The organism is Vibrio sp. Vb0598 (assembly GCF_033338935.1).
GTDB lineage: Bacteria > Pseudomonadota > Gammaproteobacteria > Enterobacterales > Vibrionaceae > Vibrio > Vibrio alginolyticus.
This window is the reverse complement of record NZ_JAWOTP010000004.1, coordinates 285392-304925: the sequence shown is the minus strand read 5'-3', so window position 1 is coordinate 304925 and position 19534 is coordinate 285392. Positions and strand designations below refer to the sequence as shown.

Here is a 19534-nt window from a genome sequence, read left to right as displayed (position 1 = left end):
CTTTAAAATACAAAACGCCCGATGAAGTACATCGAGCGTTTTAGTTAAAAAGTGTCAACCCATATCAGGACGGGTCATTGAATTCGGAAGGGAGGTTCTTCCTATCTCTACGAAGTTAAGCGGTTTGCTGCTTTAATTCGCCTTCAGCTTCTTCAACTGCTTCTGCTGTTGGTTCGCACTTATCAACAAACCAACCCATGTAAGAAGTGAATATCGTTACGATGATACATACAAAACTCAGCCACATGAACGGGGCATAAGACAGTGTAGCAACACCCAAAATACTGGCCATGTAGATACCGTTGTCACTCCAAGGGACCATACCTGAGGTTAGCGTGCCGCCAAATTCTGCGTTACGAGACAAATTCTTACGTTTGTAGCCTAGACGGTCATAGTTCTTCGCACAGATTTTTGGGGTCAGGATAAGTGAAACGTACATCGCTGAACCAAATACGTTGCCCATAAAGGCCGTACCAATTGTGCTTGTTGCCAATGAACCTGCACTTTGAACGCGTTTTTCAAACAGCTTCGCGATAGTCTCTAGCACGCCTACTTTATCTAGTAGACCACCAAAACCAAGGCCAAATACGATAACCGCTACCGACCCAAGCATTGAAGACATGCCGCCACGGTTAAGGATTGAGTCAATGAAATCTACGCCAGATGAGATTGCAAACGGAGCCCAAGCCGTGTTGAACGCGGTTAGGAAATCGACATCTTGGATCATCACTGCCCAAATAATACCTAGCAGAGAACCAAAACTGATCACTGGGAATGAAGGCATACGCATCGCTAGAAGTGACAATACGATGATCACAGGAACAAATGAGTAAGGGGTGATGTAGAACTGTTGTTCCATCGCTTTAATGACAGAGTCTACCTGGCTCATGTCAACTTGACCTGCGTAGTGGAAGCCAAATGCAGTAAACATAATGCCTGTAATAATGTAGCTAATGAGTGCTATCGGCAACATGCCTTTAATATGTTCCATCACTTCAACGTTAGACATAGATGAAGCAAGGATTACTGAATCCGATAGAGGCGACATTTTGTCACCAAAGTAACAGCCTGAAAGTACGGCACCTGCAGTGATTGGTGCAGGAACACCAAGACCTTGACCGATACCCATCATTGCAATACCTGCCGTGCCAGCCGCACCCCAAGACGTGCCAGTCGCTAGCGCAGTCAATGAACAGATGATCATGGTCGCGAGCAAAAAGATGGAAGGGTGGATTGCTTTAAGGCCGTAGTAAATAATGGTTGGAACAATACCACCAGAGATCCAAGTACCTACAAGCGCGCCAACGGCCAAAAGGATTAAAACGGCTCCAAGTCCATTGGAGATGCCATTTAGTGCTGCTTTTTCCAGATCTTTATACTGATGGCCAAGCTTTATGCCCAATATCATGACAATGAACCAACCGATGTATAGCGCTAGCTGAATCGGTAGGTCTAGCTTGGCTGTGAACGAAAATGCCAGCAGGAGAAATAAACCGAGCGAGATAAATACCTGTATCAAGCTTGGTAGGCGTGGTGTAACTTGCTTCATATGTGCCTCTGTCAATCTTGGAGCAATAGAGGAAGGCGCTCCTTGTTGTAATCGCGCATAACATACATTAACAAAAATTATATTTCGAACATTTGGTGTTTTATCTTGATGTTCGTCGGTAAAAACGTTTGCTTGTGAAATTAACTGTTAGTTTGTTTTAACTTTTTTGGTTTTAAATGTTGTGTAATGTGAAATTATTGTGCTTCATGTGTTATTTTCTCATTGAGTGGTAAGACCAATTAGGGGGCTAAAGTGCTTTCCCTACTTGAAAAATGGTTAAAACCGCAAACCAAACACTAAAAAATCTCGTGTAACCCGGTTTTTCAGAGGAAAAGGTTAAAAAACGCGCTTATTTACAAAATAGGGGTTGAGATTTTGCTGTGAAAAATTAACTATGGGGTAGGTTTTTTAATACATGGAGAGTTAATACGATGAGAGTTGGTTTAGTTGGTTGGCGCGGTATGGTTGGTTCAGTCCTTATGCAGCGTATGGTTGAAGAGAAAGACTTCGACCTAATCGAACCAGTATTCTACAGTACTTCTCAAGTTGGTATTCCTGCTCCTAACTTAGGAAAAGACGCAGGCTTACTGCAAGACGCGTATGATATTGAAAGCTTAAAACAGCTTGATGCGGTAATCACCTGTCAAGGTGGTAGCTACACAGAAAAAGTTTTCCCTGCACTTCGTCAGGCTGGTTGGAAAGGCTACTGGATTGACGCGGCCTCTACGCTACGTATGGCTGAAGATTCGATCATCACACTTGATCCAGTGAACTTAAAGCAAATCCAACAAGGCATCCACGGTGGCACGAACACATTTGTCGGTGGTAACTGTACGGTTAGTTTAATGCTAATGGGGCTAGGTGGTCTATTTGAGAAAGGCCTTGTTGAGTGGACAAGCGCAATGACTTACCAAGCCGCATCTGGTGCTGGTGCGCAAAATATGCGTGAATTGATCTCGCAAATGGGCGTTATCAATGACTCTGTTAGCTCTGAACTTGCAAACCCATCAAGCTCTATCCTAGATATCGATAAGAAAGTCGCGGATACAATGCGCAGCGGCTCTTTCCCTACCGATAAGTTCGGTGTGCCACTAGCTGGTTCGTTGATCCCATGGATCGATGTGAAGCGCGATAATGGTCAGAGTAAAGAAGAGTGGAAAGCGGGCGCTGAGGCGAATAAAATTTTGGGTTCTCAAAGTTCACCTGTTCCAATTGACGGTACTTGTGTGCGTATTGGCGCGATGCGTTGTCACTCTCAAGCACTTACTATCAAGCTTAAACAAAATGTACCAATGGACGAAATCGAAGAAATCATCGCCACTCATAACGATTGGGTGAAAGTGATTCCTAACGACCGTGACATCACTGCTCAAGAGCTAACACCGGCAAAAGTTACGGGCACAATGTCTGTACCAGTGGGTCGTCTACGTAAGATGGCAATGGGTGATGATTTCCTAAATGCTTTCACTGTTGGTGACCAACTGCTTTGGGGTGCTGCGGAGCCATTGCGTCGTACTCTGCGAATTATTCTGTCTGAGAAAGCATAATCACATCAATCCTTTATTTGATGACAAAATAAAAGAGCTCCTTAAGGAGCTCTTTTTTCATGCGTCGTCTTCCGTTCGAACGACTCTTTTGTCTGGATCGGCCAGTTCACTACCACAATGTTTACAGTAAATTGCGTCAGAGTCGTGCCCTGCGTGGGAGCAGTTTGGGCATTTCACCAATACTTTGTGCGATTGCATCTCTTGGTGCAGTTCGGCAGTGAAAATACCTGTAGGTACCGCCAAAATGGAATAACCCAGTAACATGGTGAGTGATGCAAGCCCTTTACCTAGGTCTGTTTGAGGGACCAAGTCACCATACCCAACCGTTGTGATGGTCACGATCGCCCAATAAATACTTTTAGGAATGCTAGTAAATCCGTTTTCAGGTCCTTCAATGATAAAAATCAATGAGCCGAAAATCGTTACCATAATGGCGACGGAGCTAAAGAAGATAAAAATCTTTCTGCGCGCCATAAGCAGTGAACGTAAGAGGATATTGGACTCTTGGAGGTATCGGACTAACTTGAGTATGCGGAATATTCGCATCACTCGCAGCGCCCTGATCACACCCATAAACGAAGCCGATGGGAAGAAGAGTGCTAAATAAGTGGGCAAAATCGCAAGTAAATCGACGACACCATAAAAACTCTTTGCGTAGGCGGCAGGTTTGGGGGAGCAATAAAGCCTTAGAAGGTATTCAATCGTGAATAGGCCAGTAAATGTGTATTCAATAAACTTCAGCTCTTTTTCCCACTCGGCCCGAACGGAGGGTATCGAATCTAACACCAGTACGATTAACGAACTGATGATCGCGATAATGAGAGCAATATCGAACGTTTTACCAGCTTTGGTATGAGTACCAAAAATGGTGACATATAGAGTATGTTTAAGAGAGTCAGTCGTCATGACAAAGCGATCCATTGTTGAATCGCTCTATCATACAATTTTATAGAAACTCAGGCTAATCCTGGAAATAAGTTGCGTAAGCCATTCGCAATAAACTCTATGCCAAGCGCGCCCAATATCAAACCCATGATACGAGTAATGACGTTGATTCCAGTTTGACCTAAAAATCGTACGATCAATGGGGCAGAACGGAATAATAGCCATGAACAAAGGCAGAACAAACCAATCGTAATACTAATGCCCACGGTATCGAACATGCTTGGGTAGCGTGCACCATAAACAATAGTCGAACTGATTGCACCAGGACCTGCCATTAAAGGCATGGCAAGAGGGACCACACCAATCTGTTCACGACTGACGTATTCCGTTTTCTCTTGTTTGTTCTGCTTATCTTCCCCCAGTTTACCGCTCATCATCGAGAATGCGATGCTAAGTAATAGCAACCCGCCAGCGACACGAAACGAATCCAGAGAAATACTGAACATGTCTAACAGTAACTGACCAGCAAAAAGCGAAATGATCAGGATGATCGCAACAGCCACATTTGCTGTTGTTGCCGTATTGCGCTTTTCGTCTGGAGTCATATGCCCGGTTAGTGACACAAACACAGGCATGATACCAACAGGGTTTACTGCGGCGACCAAACCGAGAAAAAACTGCAAGAAGATAGCAAGTTCAAAAGTTTGCATGTTGCGTACTCATCAAAGTTCACATTAGTGAAAAGGAGAAGGGGTAATTTGGGCGTAATGTAAGGCAAAAGTTAGGTTGTAAGAAATGAAAAAAACTAACGCATTCCCTGCCATTTAAGTGAGAAAAACTAATTCTTTAATAAACTGTATCTAATCTGGAAAGGAAATGTTACGTATAAAGTTGCTGATAAATTGCACTGTTTTACATAAACGTTAACATTCGCACATTTTTGATAAAAACCAAGGTGGTTTGTAGAGAGATGTATTCGGTTCGATATACTCTCAGTAGCACAAAGAATTGGGCCTACATGTAATTTTGTTGGTCAAAAATGAAACTTTTTTACAGGTTGTTGTAGTTTCTTTTATTTATTTGTCCATTTGCTTCTTTTTTACTCAATAAAAAATGAAAGTTAATTTATTTGTTTATCAGTGATTTATGTCATTTTGGTGTGATGAGGCACCACTTTGGTAGTATTTAGGTGGTGAGAACTGATCCAAGTCAATTTTTTTCACACTCTGAAATATTATACTCAGTCCTGAAAGCAATTTACTAAGACGTTTGTTTTCTAAGTGACTGATAAACAGTAAAAACGATAAGTAATAGCCTTAGTAAAAAGTTTTTAATATTTGTTAATTTTAGGAGATTCCCTATGCCTGTAACTAATATGGCTGAACTAGATGCAATGGTTGCTCGCGTTAAGAAAGCGCAAGAAGAGTTCGCTACTTACTCTCAAGAGCAAGTAGATAAAATCTTTCGTGCAGCATCGCTTGCAGCTAACCAGGCCCGTATCCCGCTAGCTCAACAAGCGGTAGAAGAATCTGGTATGGGTATTGTTGAAGATAAAGTAATCAAGAACCACTTTGCTTCTGAGTTTATCTACAACAAATACAAAGACGAACAAACGTGTGGCATCTTAGAAGAGGATGACAACCTAGGTACTATGACTATCGCTGAGCCTGTAGGCATCATCTGCGGTATCGTACCAACGACTAACCCAACTTCTACAGCGATCTTCAAATCTCTAATCTCTTTGAAGACTCGTAACGGTATCATCTTCTCACCACACCCACGTGCGAAAAACTCAACTAACGATGCAGCTAAACTCGTTCTAGATGCAGCAGTAGCAGCAGGCGCACCAAAAGACATCATCGGTTGGATCGACCAGCCTTCTGTTGAGCTTTCAAACGCTCTAATGAAACACGATGACATCGCTCTTATCCTTGCAACTGGTGGTCCAGGCATGGTTAAAGCCGCTTACTCTTCTGGTAAGCCAGCAATCGGTGTAGGTGCAGGTAACGTTCCTGTTGTTATCGATGAAACAGCAGACATCAAACGTGCTGTTGCTTCTATCCTTATGTCTAAGACTTTCGACAACGGTGTAGTATGTGCTTCTGAGCAGGCTGCAATCGTAGTTGACGAAGTATACGACGAAGTGAAAGAGCGTTTTGCTTCTCACAAAGCGTATGTCCTAAGCAAAGCAGAAGCTGATAAAGTTCGTAAAGTTCTTCTTATCGATGGCGCGCTAAACGCGAAAATCGTAGGTCAGCCAGCAGCAGCAATCGCTGAAATGGCAGGCGTTAAAGTTCCAGCAGACACTAAAGTTCTTGTTGGTGAAGGTCTGGGTAAAGTATCTCACGATGACGCATTCGCTCACGAGAAACTATCTCCAACTCTAGGTCTATTCCGTGCTGACAACTTCGAAGACGCGGTTGCTCAAGCGGTAACTATGGTTGAGATTGGTGGTATCGGCCACACATCTGGTCTTTACACTAACCAAGATACTAACGCTGATCGTATCCGTTACTTCGGTGACAAGATGAAGACAGCTCGTATCCTAGTCAACATCCCGACTACTCACGGTGGTATCGGTGACTTGTACAACTTCAACGTTGCGCCATCTCTAACGCTAGGTTGTGGTTCTTGGGGTGGTAACTCTATCTCTGAGAACGTAGGTCCTAAACACCTAATCAACAAGAAAACTGTAGCGAAGCGAGCTGAAAACATGTTGTGGCATAAACTACCTAAGTCAATCTACTTCCGTCGTGGTAGCCTTCCAATCGCGCTTGGCGACCTAGAAGGTAAGAAACGTGCATTCCTAGTAACTGACCGTTTCCTATTCAACAACGGTTACGCAGATGACGTAGTAAGCCTACTGAAAGCTCAAGGCATGGAAGTTCAAACATTCTTCGATGTTGAAGCTGACCCAACACTGTCTGTAGTAGAAAAAGGTGCGGCTCAAATGGCTAGCTACCAACCTGACGTTATCCTAGCGCTAGGCGGTGGTTCACCAATGGATGCAGCGAAAATCATGTGGGTAATGTACGAACACCCAGAAACTCACTTTGAAGAACTAGCAATGCGCTTTATGGACATCCGTAAACGTATCTACAAGTTCCCTAAAATGGGTAAAAAAGCTGAGCTTGTATGTATCACTACAACTTCAGGTACTGGCTCAGAAGTTACGCCATTCGCGGTTGTTACTGACGACAAGACTGGTGCGAAATACCCACTAGCTGACTACGAAATCACGCCAAACATGGCAATCGTTGATGCGAACCTAGTAATGAACATGCCTAAGTCTCTAACAGCATTTGGTGGTTACGATGCAGTAACTCACGCTCTAGAAGCTTACGTATCAGTTCTTGCTAACGAATACTCAGATGGCCAAGCTCTTCAAGCACTTAAGATGCTAAAAGAGTACCTACCATCAAGCTATGCGAACGGTGCAAATGACCCAATCGCTCGTGAGAAAGTACACAACGCAGCTACTATCGCTGGTGTTGCATTTGCGAACGCATTCCTAGGTGTTTGTCACTCAATGGCTCACAAACTGGGTGCTGAGTTCCACTTGCCACACGGCCTAGCTAACGCACTACTTATCTCTAACGTGGTACGTTACAACGCGAACGACAATCCAACTAAACAAACTGCGTTCTCTCAATACGACCGTCCACAAGCACGTCGTCGTTACGCTGAAGTTGCTGACCACCTAGGCCTAAGCCAAGAAGGTGACCGTACTGCTCAGAAGATTGAACGTCTACTAGCATGGTTGGATGAACTAAAAGTTAACCTAGACATCCCAATGTCTATCCAAGCGGCAGGTGTTGCTGAATCAGATTTCGTAGCGAAACTGGATGAGCTAGCGGTAGAAGCGTTCGATGACCAATGTACTGGTGCGAACCCACGTTACCCTCTAATCAGCGAACTTAAAGATGTGTTGATGGCTTCTTACTACGGTAAAGCATTTGTTGAAGGCGAAACTTTCGAAGGTACAACTGTTATCAAGAAGAAAGCAGACCAAGAAGCAGCAAAAGCAGCACCTAAAGCAAAGAAAGAAAAAGCTGACGCGTAATTAAAAAATCGAGTGAGCAAGGTTTTCGCTAGCACGGAACCTTAATCGGGAAAAGGTTAAAGCCCCAGTCAAATGACTGGGGCTTTTTTTATTTTGGTGCAGGAGTTACATCTGGCTTGGGAAAACAGAGTTGCTGTGTATGCTTACACTTCGGTCGCAACTACTCGGCCACTGAAGTATTCATTCGCGACGATGTATGCTGTGTTGCGGACTAGTTCGTCTTGGATCTCAGCCCAGTGTCTCTCGTTGAGCTCTTCTTTTGTATGATTTACCGAGGGAATAACGCCGCCCACTCGAATGTTGAATGGTGTGAGTTCTTTTGCCCAGCTGTGAGTAAAACCTGACACCAACGCCGCCATGCTTTCAACTCCCGTAAAGTCTTCATGGTTGTCATGAGAAATGACGTTAACAATGACGCCTTTCTTGTTTCTGGCTCGAAAGCGCTCTGCTCCTACTTGGCCGTAGGTATAAAGGAAGCGTGCCGCAGACGACAAGTGATCAATGTAAGTACTCATTGGTTCTGGCGCCATTAAGCCAGGCATAGGAGAGCTGGTCCAGCAATTAACAATCACATCTGGTGTCGCACGTAGCTGTGATTCTATCTGGTCAAACAATAAGTTAATGGACGTTGTGTTATCACTACACACATTCATCGCATACACTTTGTCAGTGAAAGCGCTGATTTGCTCATAGCTCGCTCTCAAAGCGCTAGAATTTTGGTCACAAAGAATCAACGTTGCTCCAAGGTGAGCAAAGTGATTTGCACAGGTTCTTCCTATAACCGAACCTGCAGACGTGACGAGAATAATTGATTCTTTGATATCCATAGCACCTTCACTGTATCCATATGTGAAAAACAATACACCAGTGGTTTGTGCTAATAGCATGGTTGAAATTCGTTGAGTTCAGTGTGAAAGGCTTCAAACTAACGCTTTCGAGTGAGGACTATTGTGCGGTAATTTGTAAGACGTCACATTTCTGACGTGTAGGTATTGCAAGCTATTGGATAAAAAGCGGATCTCTATGCTTTAGCTTGAATTTGATGCTGACGTTGAGCCGTCACTAGCTGATTATATAGCCCAGCATCTGGGATCAGTTGTTTGTTGCGTTCGCCCAATCTGCGTCGCTCATGACCAGATAGGTTGTGATAAACCTCCTCTGGTAGGTTGAATGTGTCTTCAGGCAGGTAAGTCAGCGCATCTGGTTTTAGGTAATGGCTCAGCTTTGCGGAAGGCAATCCTGCATCGTGAAACTGTTTCGCTTGTTCAGCTGCGAGTTCATAGCTGCTGCTATCAGAACGAAGAGCTTGAGGTTGCGATAAACCCAATTGTTGGCGAAGAATACTGTCACTGGTGATGACTTCCTGGACCTCTTCAACTGGGACCACATCGCGAACATCATTAGAGAACATAGACAGAATCAGCGAGAAATCCGCACGACGACCTTCGTGTACGGCATGGTTAATACCATTACCGAACTGAAGTTCGTTGATAATTGCAGCTTTGTCTAACGTATGAATTTGCATGATGTTCCTCGCTCGATGCTCTTTTAACGGCGTGGATAAGAAGAACTTTAGTAAAAGAGGGAATTATTTAAAGGTGCTAGGGAAGGCGAAAAAAAAAGCCCGCTAAATAGCGAGCTTTTGAATAAGACTAAATTGAACTTAGGGGGAAGTATATTACTTCGCTAGGTTCTCAGCTACGAAGTCCCAGTTTACTAGAGCCCAGAAGCCGTTCATGTAATCAGGACGTACGTTGCGGTAATCGATGTAGTACGCGTGTTCCCATAGGTCAACAGTTAGAAGTGGTGTTGTACCTTCTTCTGTTAGAGGAGTAGCAGCGTTAGAAGTGTTAACGATCTCTAGAGAGCCATCAGCTTTCTTAACCAGCCAAGTCCATGAAGAACCGAAGTTGTTGATTGCTGAATCAGTAAACTTCGCTTTGAATTCTTCAAAAGAACCGAATGCTGCGTTGATTGCGTCTGCAACTGCGCCAGTTGGCTCGCCGCCCGCATTTGGAGCAAGACAGTGCCAGTAGAACGTGTGGTTCCAGATTTGCGCTGCGTTGTTGAATACGCCACCAGTAGAAGTCTTGATGATCTCTTCTAGAGTTTTGCCTTCGAACTCAGTACCAGGGATAAGACCGTTAAGCTTAACAACGTAAGTGTTGTGGTGCTTACCGTGGTGGTAGTCTAGAGTCTCTGCTGAGATGTGTGGTTCTAGTGCGTCTTTCGCGTAAGGAAGAGCTGGTAGTTCAAATGCCATTACTCGATTCTCCATTGATTTGAAAGGATGACCTTTCGATTGCTTCCAGTGTTTTTTTATAGCTATGTCGCCTTTAAGGCTGACTTGGTAAGTATTTTAGCAAGTTTTTACTTTATTAAAACCCCGATATGAAAATATTTTAAGAGGTTAGCAGTGGTGAAGTGCTGCATTGCTCGCCAATGAGCAACCTAAAATTAAGCCTTATTAATTATATGGTTTTTATTCTGTCGTTATTGAGTAGAATGTGGCAAATAAATAAAGTTCAAACCCATGAATGAGGAAGCGATGGAAACTATCGACAAAATCAAACAGCAGATCTCTGAAAACTCAATCCTGCTGTACATGAAAGGATCACCGAAACTACCTAGCTGTGGTTTCTCTTCTCAAGCGTCACAGGCACTAATGGCATGTGGTGAGAAGTTCGCTTACGTAGACATTCTGCAAAACCCAGATATCCGTGCTGAGTTACCAAAGTACGCGCAATGGCCAACTTTTCCTCAACTATGGGTTGAAGGTGAGCTTATCGGCGGTTGTGACATTATTCTAGAAATGTTCCAAAAAGGTGAACTGCAGCCTCTAATCAAAGAAGCAGCAGCGCGCGCTGAAGGTCAAGCTGAGTAATTCGTAAATACTCACATTTAGCGATAGAATACGAAGGAGCCGTACTGGCTCCTTTTTCTTTTTAGGTTAGTGGAATGAACATAAAGCTTTACTACGTGCATGACCCAATGTGCAGTTGGTGTTGGGGTTACAAACCAACTCTGGATAAACTAAAGCAGCAACTGCCAGGTGTGATTCAGTTTGAGTATGTGGTTGGTGGTCTTGCGCCAGATACTAATTTACCGATGCCGCCCGAGATGCAACAAAAACTCGAAGGTATTTGGAAGCAGATTGAGCGCCAGTTAGGCACTAAGTTTAACTACGATTTCTGGAAGCTTTGTACGCCAGTTAGAAGCACTTACCAATCTTGTCGTGCGGTTATTGCAGCGGGCTTTCAAGATTCTTATGAGCAGATGCTAGAAGCGATTCAGCATGCGTATTACTTACGTGCGATGCCTCCTCATGAAGAAGCCACTCACTTGCAACTAGCGAGAGAAATTGGCTTGAATGTTCAGCAATTCAAGAATGACATGGATGGCTCTTTCTTAGAAGGTGTGTTCGAAGATCAATTGAGCCTTGCAAAGAGCCTAGGTGTGAGCTCTTACCCTAGCTTGGTTCTTAAAATTAACGACGCTTATTTTCCGATTGCCATCGATTACCTGTCGACAGAACCAACCTTGAAGCTGATTCGTGAGCGTATTATTGACAATATGCCAGCGCAATAACCACAGTTATGAATAACAAAAAGCCGCTCATTGAGCGGCTTTTTCGTAACTAAATGTATATCCATCCAAGCAATAGTATTAAAGCACCATTGCTGCAATCCAACCAAAGATGATTAGAGGGATATTGTAATGGATAAAGGTTGGAACGACTGTTTCCCAAATGTGCTCATGTTGACCGTCGGCATTTAGACCAGATGTAGGGCCTAATGTAGAGTCAGAAGCTGGAGAGCCTGCATCACCTAACGCAGCCGCAGTACCTACCAGTGCAATCGTTGCCATCGGCGAGAAGCCGAATGCTAGCGCAAGAGGCACATAGATAGTTGCAAGGATTGGAATCGTAGAGAACGATGAACCAATGCCCATTGTTACCAACAGACCAACGATCAGCATCAGTAGTGCAGCTAGAGGCTTATTGTCACCGATGCTGGTTGATAGCGATTGTACTAGTGTTTCAACACCGCCAGTTTGCTTCATTACTGCTGCAAAACCTGCCGCTGCAATCATGATGAAGCCAATCATTGCCATCATGTGTACACCTTTAGTGAACACGTCGTGCGTCTCTTTCCATGCAATAACGCCGCCGAAAGTAAACACCATAAAGCCAGCTAGAGCACCGATAATCATTGAACCCGTGTAAAGCTGAACACCCAATGCAGCGACAATACCAAGTGCCGCAACTAAGATGTGCTTTTTATTGATGACATGATCGGTTTCGTCAACGACAGTCAACTCAGTTTCTTTGTAGACACGCGGTTTACGATAGCTAACAAAGATAGCCAGTAATAGACCAAACAGCATCCCTGCACCTGGCAGTAACATGGCGGTTGGGACTTGGCTTGCAACCACATTCTCCAAACCGTTGTCATGTAGGTTCTTTAATAGAATGTTGTTTAAGAAAATACCGCCGAAACCAACAGGTAAGATCATGTAAGGTGTGATCAAACCGAAGGTAAGAACACACGCGACCAAACGTCGGTCGAGCTTAAGTTTCGCGAATACGCCCAAAAGAGGTGGAATCAAAATTGGAATAAAGGCGATATGGACCGGAATTACGTTCTGAGATGACATCGTGACAAGCACTAATGCCACCAACACGGCGTACTTTAACCCGGTAGTTGACGCCGAGTTTTCTTTACCATTTAAGCGCTTGATAACACTTTTGGCCAGTAGATCCGTGATGCCTGATTTCGAGATGGCAACAGCGAAAGTACCTAACATGGCGTAGCTTAGCGCGATAGTTGCACCGCCACCTAGACCACTTTCAAATGCGGCAACCGTATCCCCAAGGCTCATGCCTGCGACTAGGCCGCCTACGATGGCACTAAACGTGAGGGCAACCACCACGTTTACGCGCATCAATGCTAACACGAGCATGACGCACACTGATATAACGACAGGATTCATACTTTTCCTAATATGTTGTGTTTACTTATTATTCTTCGTCGACAAGCGGCCAACCGCCGAGGGCCTTCCATTTGTTGACAATTCCGCAGAATAATTCTGCTGTTTTTTGTGTATCGTAAAGCGCAGAGTGTGCTTCACGGTTATCAAATTCCATCCCGGCTGTTTTGCATGCTTTAGCGAGAACTGTTTGGCCATAAGCAAGGCCACTTAATGTAGCCGTATCAAAAGTAGCAAAGGGATGAAAAGGGACTCTTTTTAGTTTACAGCGTTCATTTGCTGCGTTTACAAAACCCAAGTCGAATGCTGCGTTATGAGCAACCATAATTGCACGTGAGCAATCTGCGGCTTTTTGTTCTTTGCGAATAAGCTTATAAATTTCCTTTAGCGCCTCTTGCTCAGAAACAGCACCACGAAGAGGGCTGAAAGGGTCACGAATACCATTGAATTCAAGCGCTTCTTTTTCTAAGTTAGCGCCTTCAAATGGTTCCACATGAAAATGAATGGTGGAGGCCGGATGCAACACGCCATGTTCGTCCATTTTCAACGTAACGGCACAGATTTCTAAAAGTGCATCAGTTTGAGCATTGAAACCAGCGGTCTCAACGTCTACTACCACAGGGAAATAACCACGAAAGCGTTTTTTCAAGGTTAGAGCTTCATTTTCTAGTGTCATGTTGGCTTATTTTTGTGTGACGAAGGCTGCATTATTGCAGATTATACCGATGAGAAAAACCGCAATTTAAGAGAAAACCGGAATTCTATTTTGCATCCAATCAATAAGTTTGTATTGCATATTATGTAGACGTTTATTCGCCATACTTTGCATCATGTAAACCGATAAAACATGAGTAAGTAAAACGCTAAGTGGCGGTTAAGGTGATTGGAACACGGTGGCTCACATTAATGGCAGTGTGACAGATAACCCTATATTGGCGAGATTTTTGCATGCCGGTTGAAGTGGTTTTATTGATGCAAATTGACGGCAACAGACTGCCGTTTAAGAGACAGTATTAGATGAAGAAATGGCTGATTACCAGTGGTGTTGTATTTTCGTTGTTTAGCACAAGCAGCTTCGCTTTGATGGGCAAACGTTATGCTGCAACTCCACAGCAATCTCAATGGGAAATGGTGGTCAATACACCATTAGAATGTCAGCTTGTACACCCCATTCCAAGCTTTGGAGATGCGGTATTTTCATCTCGTGCGAATAAAAAAATCAATTTAGACTTTGAGTTAAAAATGCGTCGCCCGATGGGAGAAACACGTAACGTCAGTCTCATTTCTATGCCGCCACCTTGGCGACCAGGTGAACACGCCGATCGAATTATAAACCTAAAGTTTTTTAAACAGTTTGATGGTTATGTCGGAGGGCAAACAGCATGGGGCATTTTGTCTGAGCTGGAAAAAGGCCGTTATCCGACCTTTAGTTACCAAGATTGGCAGAGCCGAGATCAGAGAATTGAAGTCGCATTGTCATCAGTACTATTTCAAAACAAGTACAACGCGTTTAGCGACTGTATTTCCAACTTATTGAAATACAGTTTCGAGGACATTGCTTTTACGATTTTGCACTACGAAAGACAAGGTGATCAGTTAACCAAGGCTTCTAAAAAGCGTTTATCACAAATTGCAGATTATATCCGACATAATCAAGATATCGATCTTGTGCTGGTGGCGACGTACACAGATTCAACCGATGGTAAAAGTGCGAGTCAAAGTTTATCAGAGCGACGTGCAGAGTCACTTCGTGATTACTTTCAGTCTCTAGGGCTACCGGAAGATCGAATTCAAGTGCAAGGGTACGGCAAGCGTCGTCCTATTGCAGATAACGGTTCGCCAATAGGAAAAGACAAAAACCGCCGAGTCGTGATATCTCTAGGGCGAACCCAAGTGTGATGCATATAAAAACGCCGAAGCTGAAAGCTTCGGCGTTTTTGATTTACTGACGTTGTTAATAATATTTTAGTGGTATTTTGCCAAGCACCTTTCGGTGATTCTTGCTGTATAATTTGAATGTTAGTTTAAGCGGAATTTGGCAATGACTTCGCAATTGGTTGCGGTATCTATTTTTTCAACCTGTTTGGCAATAGCCGGATTAGGGTGACGCTTCATAAAGTCTATCAACGCCTTAGTACAGCATCCTATCGAGTCGATAAAGCTTGCACACTCTTTATTTGGGCATTGTGGGATAAGTGTTAAGACTTTCTCAGAGGCCAGTTGAAGGTATTTGAGTTCATAGTCAGTATCTCCAGCCCAACGCCAGAACTGAGCTAAGTTATGACAAGAAATCACAGAAATTAATAATCGCTCGTCCGCCTCAATTTCCACACATTCGCTGATATCTTCACTCAGGCTTAGGGCTTGCTGGTAATGAAGAATGCTGCGAACAGGGTCATCTAGTTGAAGTGCCGTATCGGCTAGAAGTGTGTGTTTTTCCCATTCACTGATCATTATCGTAATCCCGCATATCGAAGTTGCGGATAAATCTAAACGATAACTATTATCAAGTAAAGAGTTTTGTTTATAAAAGGACAGGCAGATCGCAGACCTGCCTGTAATCGGAGTTCAACTTGCAGTACAAGTGATTATTAGAAGTGCCGCTTAGCCTTCAAGACCTGCTGAAGCTTGCTTGTTTTGAATAAGCTCAATCATGTAACCATCTGGGTCTTTTACGAATGCAATGTGCGTGCTTCCGCCTTTTACTGGACCTGGCTCACGAGTCACATTACCGCCCGCCGCTTTGATAGCGTCGCAAGTTGTGTAGATATCATCAACACCAATGGCGATATGACCAAAAGCGGTACCTAAGTCATACTCAGTTTTACCCCAGTTGTAAGTCAGTTCGATCACTGCACCTTGGGATTCGTCACCATAACCAAGAAACGCTAGCGTGTATTCGTACTCTTTATTTTCGTTAGTACGAAGCAGCTGCATGCCCATAACTTCAGTGTAAAACTTGATGGATTTGTCTAGATCACCTACGCGAAGCATAGTGTGGAGAATTCGACCGTTTGACATTTTTTGCTCCTAGCTTTGATTTACAAATAGCGTTAGCTATCTGGGTATACTTTCTCTTTATATTCGCACAAATCTTCGATAATGCAGCTACCGCAGCGAGGCTTTCTTGCTACGCACGTATAACGACCATGAAGAATGAGCCAGTGGTGCACATCGAGTTTGAACTCTTTTGGCACAACTTTTAATAGCTTCTGCTCGACATCATCAACCGTTTTTCCCATCGCAAATTTAGTGCGATTCGACACGCGATAAATGTGCGTATCGACGGCAATAGTTGGCCAACCAAAAGCGGTGTTGAGCACGACGTTTGCGGTCTTGCGACCTACGCCTGGTAGCGCTTCTAACGCTGCACGATCTTCAGGAACTTCACCATTGTGTTTTTCCAACAAGATCTTACAAGTCTTGATTGTGTTTTCTGCCTTTGAGTTAAACAAACCGATGGTCTTTATGTATTCTTTTAAGCCATCGACTCCCAAATCAAGAATGCTTTGAGGTGTATTCGCTACAGGGAAAAGCTTGTCGGTGGCTTTATTGACGCTTACATCGGTTGCTTGAGCTGATAGTAATACAGCGATTAGCAGCTCAAAAGGGGAGCTCCAGTTAAGCTCAGTTTGAGGATTCGGATTGTTTTCTCGTAATCGCTCAAGAATTTCGATTCTTTTTATTTTGTTCATTGCTGACTTCCAATACCGTCTCTGCGGTTTATGAAAAAGGCTCCTATGACAGAGCCTTATCTTGTTATGCGTTAGTGACGCGAGCACGTTCTATGGTTGGTTTTTCTTCTTTTGGTTGACGTGCCTGAATTGAATTATCTATGACATTTTTGAGCGCTATCAACAGCCCAACACCGATAAATGCACCAGGTGGGAGAAGCGCTAACAGGAAGCTATTGTCAAATTGGAAAACTTGAATCCGTAGAGCTGAAGCCCAGTCTCCTAGGAGAAGGTCTGCTCCGTCGAATAGTGTGCCATTACCAATTAATTCGCGCATGGCACCTAAAACAACCAAGACGCTCGTCATACCAAGGCCCATCCACAAACCATCTAGCGCAGCGGGTGCAACATCATTTTTTGACGCGTAAGCTTCTGCTCGGCCAATAATAATGCAGTTGGTTACAATCAGAGGAATAAAGATACCTAGAGACAGGTACAAACCGTACGCATAGGCATTCATTAACAACTGAACGCAGGTAACGAGTGAGGCAATGATCATAACGAATACAGGTATACGGATCTCTTTTGGCACATAGTTACGGATAAGAGAAACTGTTACGTTGGATCCAACTAGCACGAGTAAGGTTGCAATACCAAGACCTAATGCATTGGTTATCGTGGAAGAAACCGCTAGCAGTGGACATAAGCCCAGCAGTTGTACGAGAGCGGGGTTATTACTCCACATACCGTTTTTCATCAGTAATTTATTCTCATTCATTACTGCTCTCCTTCACAGCCTAACGGCTGGCTAAGAATGTCTTCACGAGATTGGTTTACGTAGTTAACGGTATTTCGCACCACTTTTACGACGGCTCTTGGCGTGATCGTTGCACCAGTAAATTGATCGAAATCGCCGCCATCTTTACGAACTTTCCACGAATTCCAATTGTTTTCCGTGACTTGTTTTCCTGTAAAGCTCAGGATCCAGTCGGTGACACGAAGATCGATTTTATCGCCCAGACCAGGGGTTTCTTGGTGGTTTAGGACGCGTGTCCCCAAAATATTGCCCTGATTATCAATCCCAGTAATCACTTTTATCTCACCATTGTAGCCATCTGGCGCGATAGATTCTATTGCGATTGCTGTTGGTTCACCATTCTTCGTGGCGAGGTAGGCTGGCATCGCACGTAATGTCCCCAGATCTGGAGACGTGACCATTGTACAAGCTTGCGTGAGTGCGTTGTCATGCATGTTTTCTGGAATGACTTGATTCAAAACAGAAAGTAATTGTTTTTGCTCTTGTACCTTGATTTGGTCTTTTGTTAGGTACTGAGTAAGGGCGACTAATCCGGTTGTTGCACATGCAAATATCGCGAGTGTCAGACCATTTTTTCTAATAGCGGTTAACATGTTTACCTCAGTGACCGTAAGTTCTAGGTTTGGTGTAGTAATCGATCAGTGGCACACACATATTTGCAAGCAACACTGCAAATGCAACACCATCTGGGAAACCGCCCCAACTGCGAATGATAAAAACCAAAGCACCAATAAGCGCACCGAAGATTAAACGTCCTTTGACGGTGGTAGACGCCGAAACGGGATCGGTTGCAATAAAGAATGCGCCAAGCATGGTTGCACCAGATAACAAGTGTAAAATTGGCGACGCAGTTTCCCCTGGCGTCAGCAACGTGAACACTAGGCTAAACAGAGTCAGACTCGCAAGGAAACCTGCTGGAATATACCATTGGATGATACGCTTTTTGATCATGACTATGCCGCCAAGAAGGTAAGCAAGGTTTACCCATTGCCAACCAATACCACCTAAGCCATCAAATATTGGCTGCGACATTACTTCGCTTGGAGTGGCACCTGTAAGAATGCCAGTCTTAAATGCATCAAGTGGTGTCGCCATTGTCACGCCGTCAACACCTGAGCGAACTTGCTGAAGTGATAAGCCGTCGTAATCATAGCCCGTAAAAATTAAAGAGAGTGTATCTGCAAAATTTACATGATCAGGTATGAGTGATGTCGGTGCACTCCAACTCGTCATTTGTACTGGGAAAGAGATCAACAAGACCACATAAGCGACCATTGCAGGGTTGAATAAGTTTTGTCCAAGGCCACCATAGAGGTGTTTAGCGATTACTATCGCAAAAATAAGCCCGATCACCATAATCCACCACGGAGACCATGGTGGTATAGCAACGGCTAACAACCAAGCGGTAACTATTGCACTGTTATCACGTAGCGCTCTCATTGGTGAGCGTTTACGACAGATCATGACTAAGGCTTCAAGGGATACAGCGACTGCAATGGCAAAAATCAGCTGAATAAGCGTACCCCAGCCAAAGAAGTAGGTTTGAGCTACTAAACCTGGAAGTGCGCAAAGTGCCACCCATTTCATTAAATCTGGCGTACTACGACGACTGTGGGTATGCGGTGAACTGGCAATAAAAAACGACACTACTCGTTCTCCTCAGTATTATTTTTATTAGCTTCTTGTTGCGCTTTGCGTGCCTTCGCGCGCGCAATTGCTGCGGCAACCGCGGCTTTCTTCGGATCCACTTCTGGTTCTTCGGAGGTTGCTTCTTCAACAGGCTCTGTTTGCGTTTCTTGCTTCGCTTTGCGCGCTTTGGCTCGAGCGATGGCAGCAGCCACGGCGGCTTTTTTCGGATCTTCGGTTTGCTCGGCAGGTGCGTCAGCTTCTTCCGCTTCAGTTGAGTCTGCTTGTTTCGCTTTACGCGCTTTGGCACGTGCAATGGCAGCAGCCACTGCGGCTTTCTTCGGATCGTCGGTTTGCTCGGCTGGTGCTTCAGCTTCTTCCGCT

The 19534-nt window shown here is 44.2% G+C and carries 19 protein-coding genes and 1 pseudogene; 5 read left to right on the top strand and 15 right to left on the bottom strand.

Going from position 1 to position 19534, the window contains the following annotated elements:
* Positions 1-115: 115 nt before the first annotated feature.
* Entirely contained in the window at positions 116-1549 is a 1434-nt protein-coding gene (gene nhaC, locus R7Q38_RS06980) for a Na+/H+ antiporter NhaC (protein ID WP_005380726.1), read from the bottom strand.
* A 431-nt stretch (positions 1550-1980) separates the two neighbouring features.
* Here nhaC and asd point away from each other — a divergent pair, with 431 nt between their 5' ends.
* On the top strand, positions 1981-3096 hold the full coding sequence (gene asd, locus R7Q38_RS06975; RefSeq protein ID WP_005380727.1) for an aspartate-semialdehyde dehydrogenase: 1116 nt from the start codon (positions 1981-1983) through the stop codon (positions 3094-3096).
* Positions 3097-3153: 57 nt separating this feature from the next.
* Here the strand turns inward: asd and R7Q38_RS06970 are convergent, their stop codons facing one another.
* Together R7Q38_RS06970 and R7Q38_RS06965 are read right to left on the bottom strand one after the other, a co-directional pair.
* A complete protein-coding gene (locus R7Q38_RS06970; RefSeq protein WP_005380728.1) occupies positions 3154-4017 on the bottom strand; it encodes an ion transporter in 864 nt (287 codons plus the stop codon).
* A gap of 35 nt (positions 4018-4052) precedes the next feature.
* The gene (locus R7Q38_RS06965; RefSeq protein ID WP_005380729.1) at positions 4053-4691 is read right to left on the bottom strand and encodes a YchE family NAAT transporter; all 639 of its coding nucleotides are present in this window, start codon (positions 4689-4691) and stop codon (positions 4053-4055) included.
* Positions 4692-5341: 650 nt separating this feature from the next.
* Between R7Q38_RS06965 and adhE the strand changes: the two genes are divergently transcribed.
* Entirely contained in the window at positions 5342-8044 is a 2703-nt protein-coding gene (gene adhE / locus R7Q38_RS06960; protein ID WP_239939123.1) for a bifunctional acetaldehyde-CoA/alcohol dehydrogenase, read from the top strand.
* A 143-nt stretch (positions 8045-8187) separates the two neighbouring features.
* On the opposite strand, the gene R7Q38_RS06955 is transcribed toward adhE, so the two are convergent.
* From R7Q38_RS06955 to sodB, 3 genes are all read right to left on the bottom strand, one after another.
* The gene (locus R7Q38_RS06955) at positions 8188-8931 is read right to left on the bottom strand and encodes an SDR family oxidoreductase (protein WP_005380732.1); all 744 of its coding nucleotides are present in this window, start codon (positions 8929-8931) and stop codon (positions 8188-8190) included.
* A gap of 134 nt (positions 8932-9065) precedes the next feature.
* A complete protein-coding gene (locus R7Q38_RS06950) occupies positions 9066-9569 on the bottom strand; it encodes a VC2046/SO_2500 family protein (RefSeq protein WP_033907342.1) in 504 nt (167 codons plus the stop codon).
* Between the two features lie 153 nt (positions 9570-9722).
* Entirely contained in the window at positions 9723-10307 is a 585-nt protein-coding gene (sodB, locus tag R7Q38_RS06945) for a superoxide dismutase [Fe] (protein ID WP_005396533.1), read from the bottom strand.
* Between the two features lie 285 nt (positions 10308-10592).
* Here sodB and R7Q38_RS06940 point away from each other — a divergent pair, with 285 nt between their 5' ends.
* Entirely contained in the window at positions 10593-10928 is a 336-nt protein-coding gene (locus R7Q38_RS06940) for a Grx4 family monothiol glutaredoxin (RefSeq protein WP_005494473.1), read from the top strand.
* 74 nt (positions 10929-11002) lie between these two features.
* Positions 11003-11632: a DsbA family protein gene (locus R7Q38_RS06935; RefSeq protein ID WP_132936849.1), complete on the top strand. Its 630-nt coding sequence runs from the start codon at positions 11003-11005 to the stop codon at positions 11630-11632.
* A gap of 78 nt (positions 11633-11710) precedes the next feature.
* Here the strand turns inward: R7Q38_RS06935 and R7Q38_RS06930 are convergent, their stop codons facing one another.
* Both R7Q38_RS06930 and rnt read right to left on the bottom strand, forming a co-directional pair.
* On the bottom strand, positions 11711-13036 hold the full coding sequence (locus tag R7Q38_RS06930) for a Na+/H+ antiporter family protein (RefSeq protein WP_017821192.1): 1326 nt from the start codon (positions 13034-13036) through the stop codon (positions 11711-11713).
* 28 nt (positions 13037-13064) lie between these two features.
* Complete coding sequence (gene rnt / locus R7Q38_RS06925; protein WP_005384888.1) at positions 13065-13709, bottom strand: ribonuclease T; 645 nt, start codon at positions 13707-13709, stop codon at positions 13065-13067.
* Positions 13710-14050: 341 nt separating this feature from the next.
* On the opposite strand from rnt, the gene motY reads away from it, so the two are divergent.
* The gene (gene motY, locus R7Q38_RS06920; RefSeq protein WP_239939122.1) at positions 14051-14932 is read left to right on the top strand and encodes a flagellar protein MotY; all 882 of its coding nucleotides are present in this window, start codon (positions 14051-14053) and stop codon (positions 14930-14932) included.
* A gap of 120 nt (positions 14933-15052) precedes the next feature.
* Here the strand turns inward: motY and R7Q38_RS06915 are convergent, their stop codons facing one another.
* The 7 genes and pseudogenes from R7Q38_RS06915 to R7Q38_RS06885 all read right to left on the bottom strand — a co-directional run.
* Entirely contained in the window at positions 15053-15487 is a 435-nt protein-coding gene (locus R7Q38_RS06915) for a DUF2753 domain-containing protein (protein WP_005384886.1), read from the bottom strand.
* Between the two features lie 150 nt (positions 15488-15637).
* Positions 15638-16054, bottom strand: a complete 417-nt coding sequence (gene gloA / locus R7Q38_RS06910) for a lactoylglutathione lyase (RefSeq protein ID WP_005380739.1) — start codon at positions 16052-16054, stop codon at positions 15638-15640.
* Positions 16055-16086: 32 nt separating this feature from the next.
* Entirely contained in the window at positions 16087-16728 is a 642-nt protein-coding gene (gene nth / locus R7Q38_RS06905) for an endonuclease III (RefSeq protein ID WP_005380743.1), read from the bottom strand.
* A gap of 64 nt (positions 16729-16792) precedes the next feature.
* Positions 16793-17485, bottom strand: a complete 693-nt coding sequence (locus R7Q38_RS06900) for an electron transport complex subunit E (protein ID WP_005380745.1) — start codon at positions 17483-17485, stop codon at positions 16793-16795.
* Positions 17485-18117: an electron transport complex subunit RsxG gene (gene rsxG, locus R7Q38_RS06895; RefSeq protein WP_005380747.1), complete on the bottom strand. Its 633-nt coding sequence runs from the start codon at positions 18115-18117 to the stop codon at positions 17485-17487. The genes R7Q38_RS06900 and rsxG overlap by 1 nt, the downstream gene beginning before the upstream one ends.
* Before the next feature lie 7 nt (positions 18118-18124).
* Positions 18125-19171: an electron transport complex subunit RsxD gene (gene rsxD, locus R7Q38_RS06890; RefSeq protein WP_005380749.1), complete on the bottom strand. Its 1047-nt coding sequence runs from the start codon at positions 19169-19171 to the stop codon at positions 18125-18127.
* A pseudogene (locus tag R7Q38_RS06885) lies at positions 19171-19534 on the bottom strand (electron transport complex subunit RsxC); the annotation flags it as partial. The pseudogene R7Q38_RS06885 and the gene rsxD, both read right to left, overlap by 1 nt.

What these genes read in the sequence shown, in the direction of transcription:
- nhaC (WP_005380726.1), bottom strand. Translation starts at nt 1,549, where the DNA reads ATGAAGCAAGTTACACCACGCCTACCAAGCTTGATACAGGTATTTATC.
- asd (WP_005380727.1), top strand. Translation starts at nt 1,981, where the DNA reads ATGAGAGTTGGTTTAGTTGGTTGGCGCGGTATGGTTGGTTCAGTCCTT.
- R7Q38_RS06970 (WP_005380728.1), bottom strand. Translation starts at nt 4,017, where the DNA reads ATGGATCGCTTTGTCATGACGACTGACTCTCTTAAACATACTCTATAT.
- R7Q38_RS06965 (WP_005380729.1), bottom strand. Translation starts at nt 4,691, where the DNA reads ATGCAAACTTTTGAACTTGCTATCTTCTTGCAGTTTTTTCTCGGTTTG.
- adhE (WP_239939123.1), top strand. Translation starts at nt 5,342, where the DNA reads ATGCCTGTAACTAATATGGCTGAACTAGATGCAATGGTTGCTCGCGTT.
- R7Q38_RS06955 (WP_005380732.1), bottom strand. Translation starts at nt 8,931, where the DNA reads ATGCTATTAGCACAAACCACTGGTGTATTGTTTTTCACATATGGATAC.
- R7Q38_RS06950 (WP_033907342.1), bottom strand. Translation starts at nt 9,569, where the DNA reads ATGCAAATTCATACGTTAGACAAAGCTGCAATTATCAACGAACTTCAG.
- sodB (WP_005396533.1), bottom strand. Translation starts at nt 10,307, where the DNA reads ATGGCATTTGAACTACCAGCTCTTCCTTACGCGAAAGACGCACTAGAA.
- R7Q38_RS06940 (WP_005494473.1), top strand. Translation starts at nt 10,593, where the DNA reads ATGGAAACTATCGACAAAATCAAACAGCAGATCTCTGAAAACTCAATC.
- R7Q38_RS06935 (WP_132936849.1), top strand. Translation starts at nt 11,003, where the DNA reads ATGAACATAAAGCTTTACTACGTGCATGACCCAATGTGCAGTTGGTGT.
- R7Q38_RS06930 (WP_017821192.1), bottom strand. Translation starts at nt 13,036, where the DNA reads ATGAATCCTGTCGTTATATCAGTGTGCGTCATGCTCGTGTTAGCATTG.
- rnt (WP_005384888.1), bottom strand. Translation starts at nt 13,709, where the DNA reads ATGACACTAGAAAATGAAGCTCTAACCTTGAAAAAACGCTTTCGTGGT.
- motY (WP_239939122.1), top strand. Translation starts at nt 14,051, where the DNA reads ATGAAGAAATGGCTGATTACCAGTGGTGTTGTATTTTCGTTGTTTAGC.
- R7Q38_RS06915 (WP_005384886.1), bottom strand. Translation starts at nt 15,487, where the DNA reads ATGATCAGTGAATGGGAAAAACACACACTTCTAGCCGATACGGCACTT.
- gloA (WP_005380739.1), bottom strand. Translation starts at nt 16,054, where the DNA reads ATGTCAAACGGTCGAATTCTCCACACTATGCTTCGCGTAGGTGATCTA.
- nth (WP_005380743.1), bottom strand. Translation starts at nt 16,728, where the DNA reads ATGAACAAAATAAAAAGAATCGAAATTCTTGAGCGATTACGAGAAAAC.
- R7Q38_RS06900 (WP_005380745.1), bottom strand. Translation starts at nt 17,485, where the DNA reads ATGAATGAGAATAAATTACTGATGAAAAACGGTATGTGGAGTAATAAC.
- rsxG (WP_005380747.1), bottom strand. Translation starts at nt 18,117, where the DNA reads ATGTTAACCGCTATTAGAAAAAATGGTCTGACACTCGCGATATTTGCA.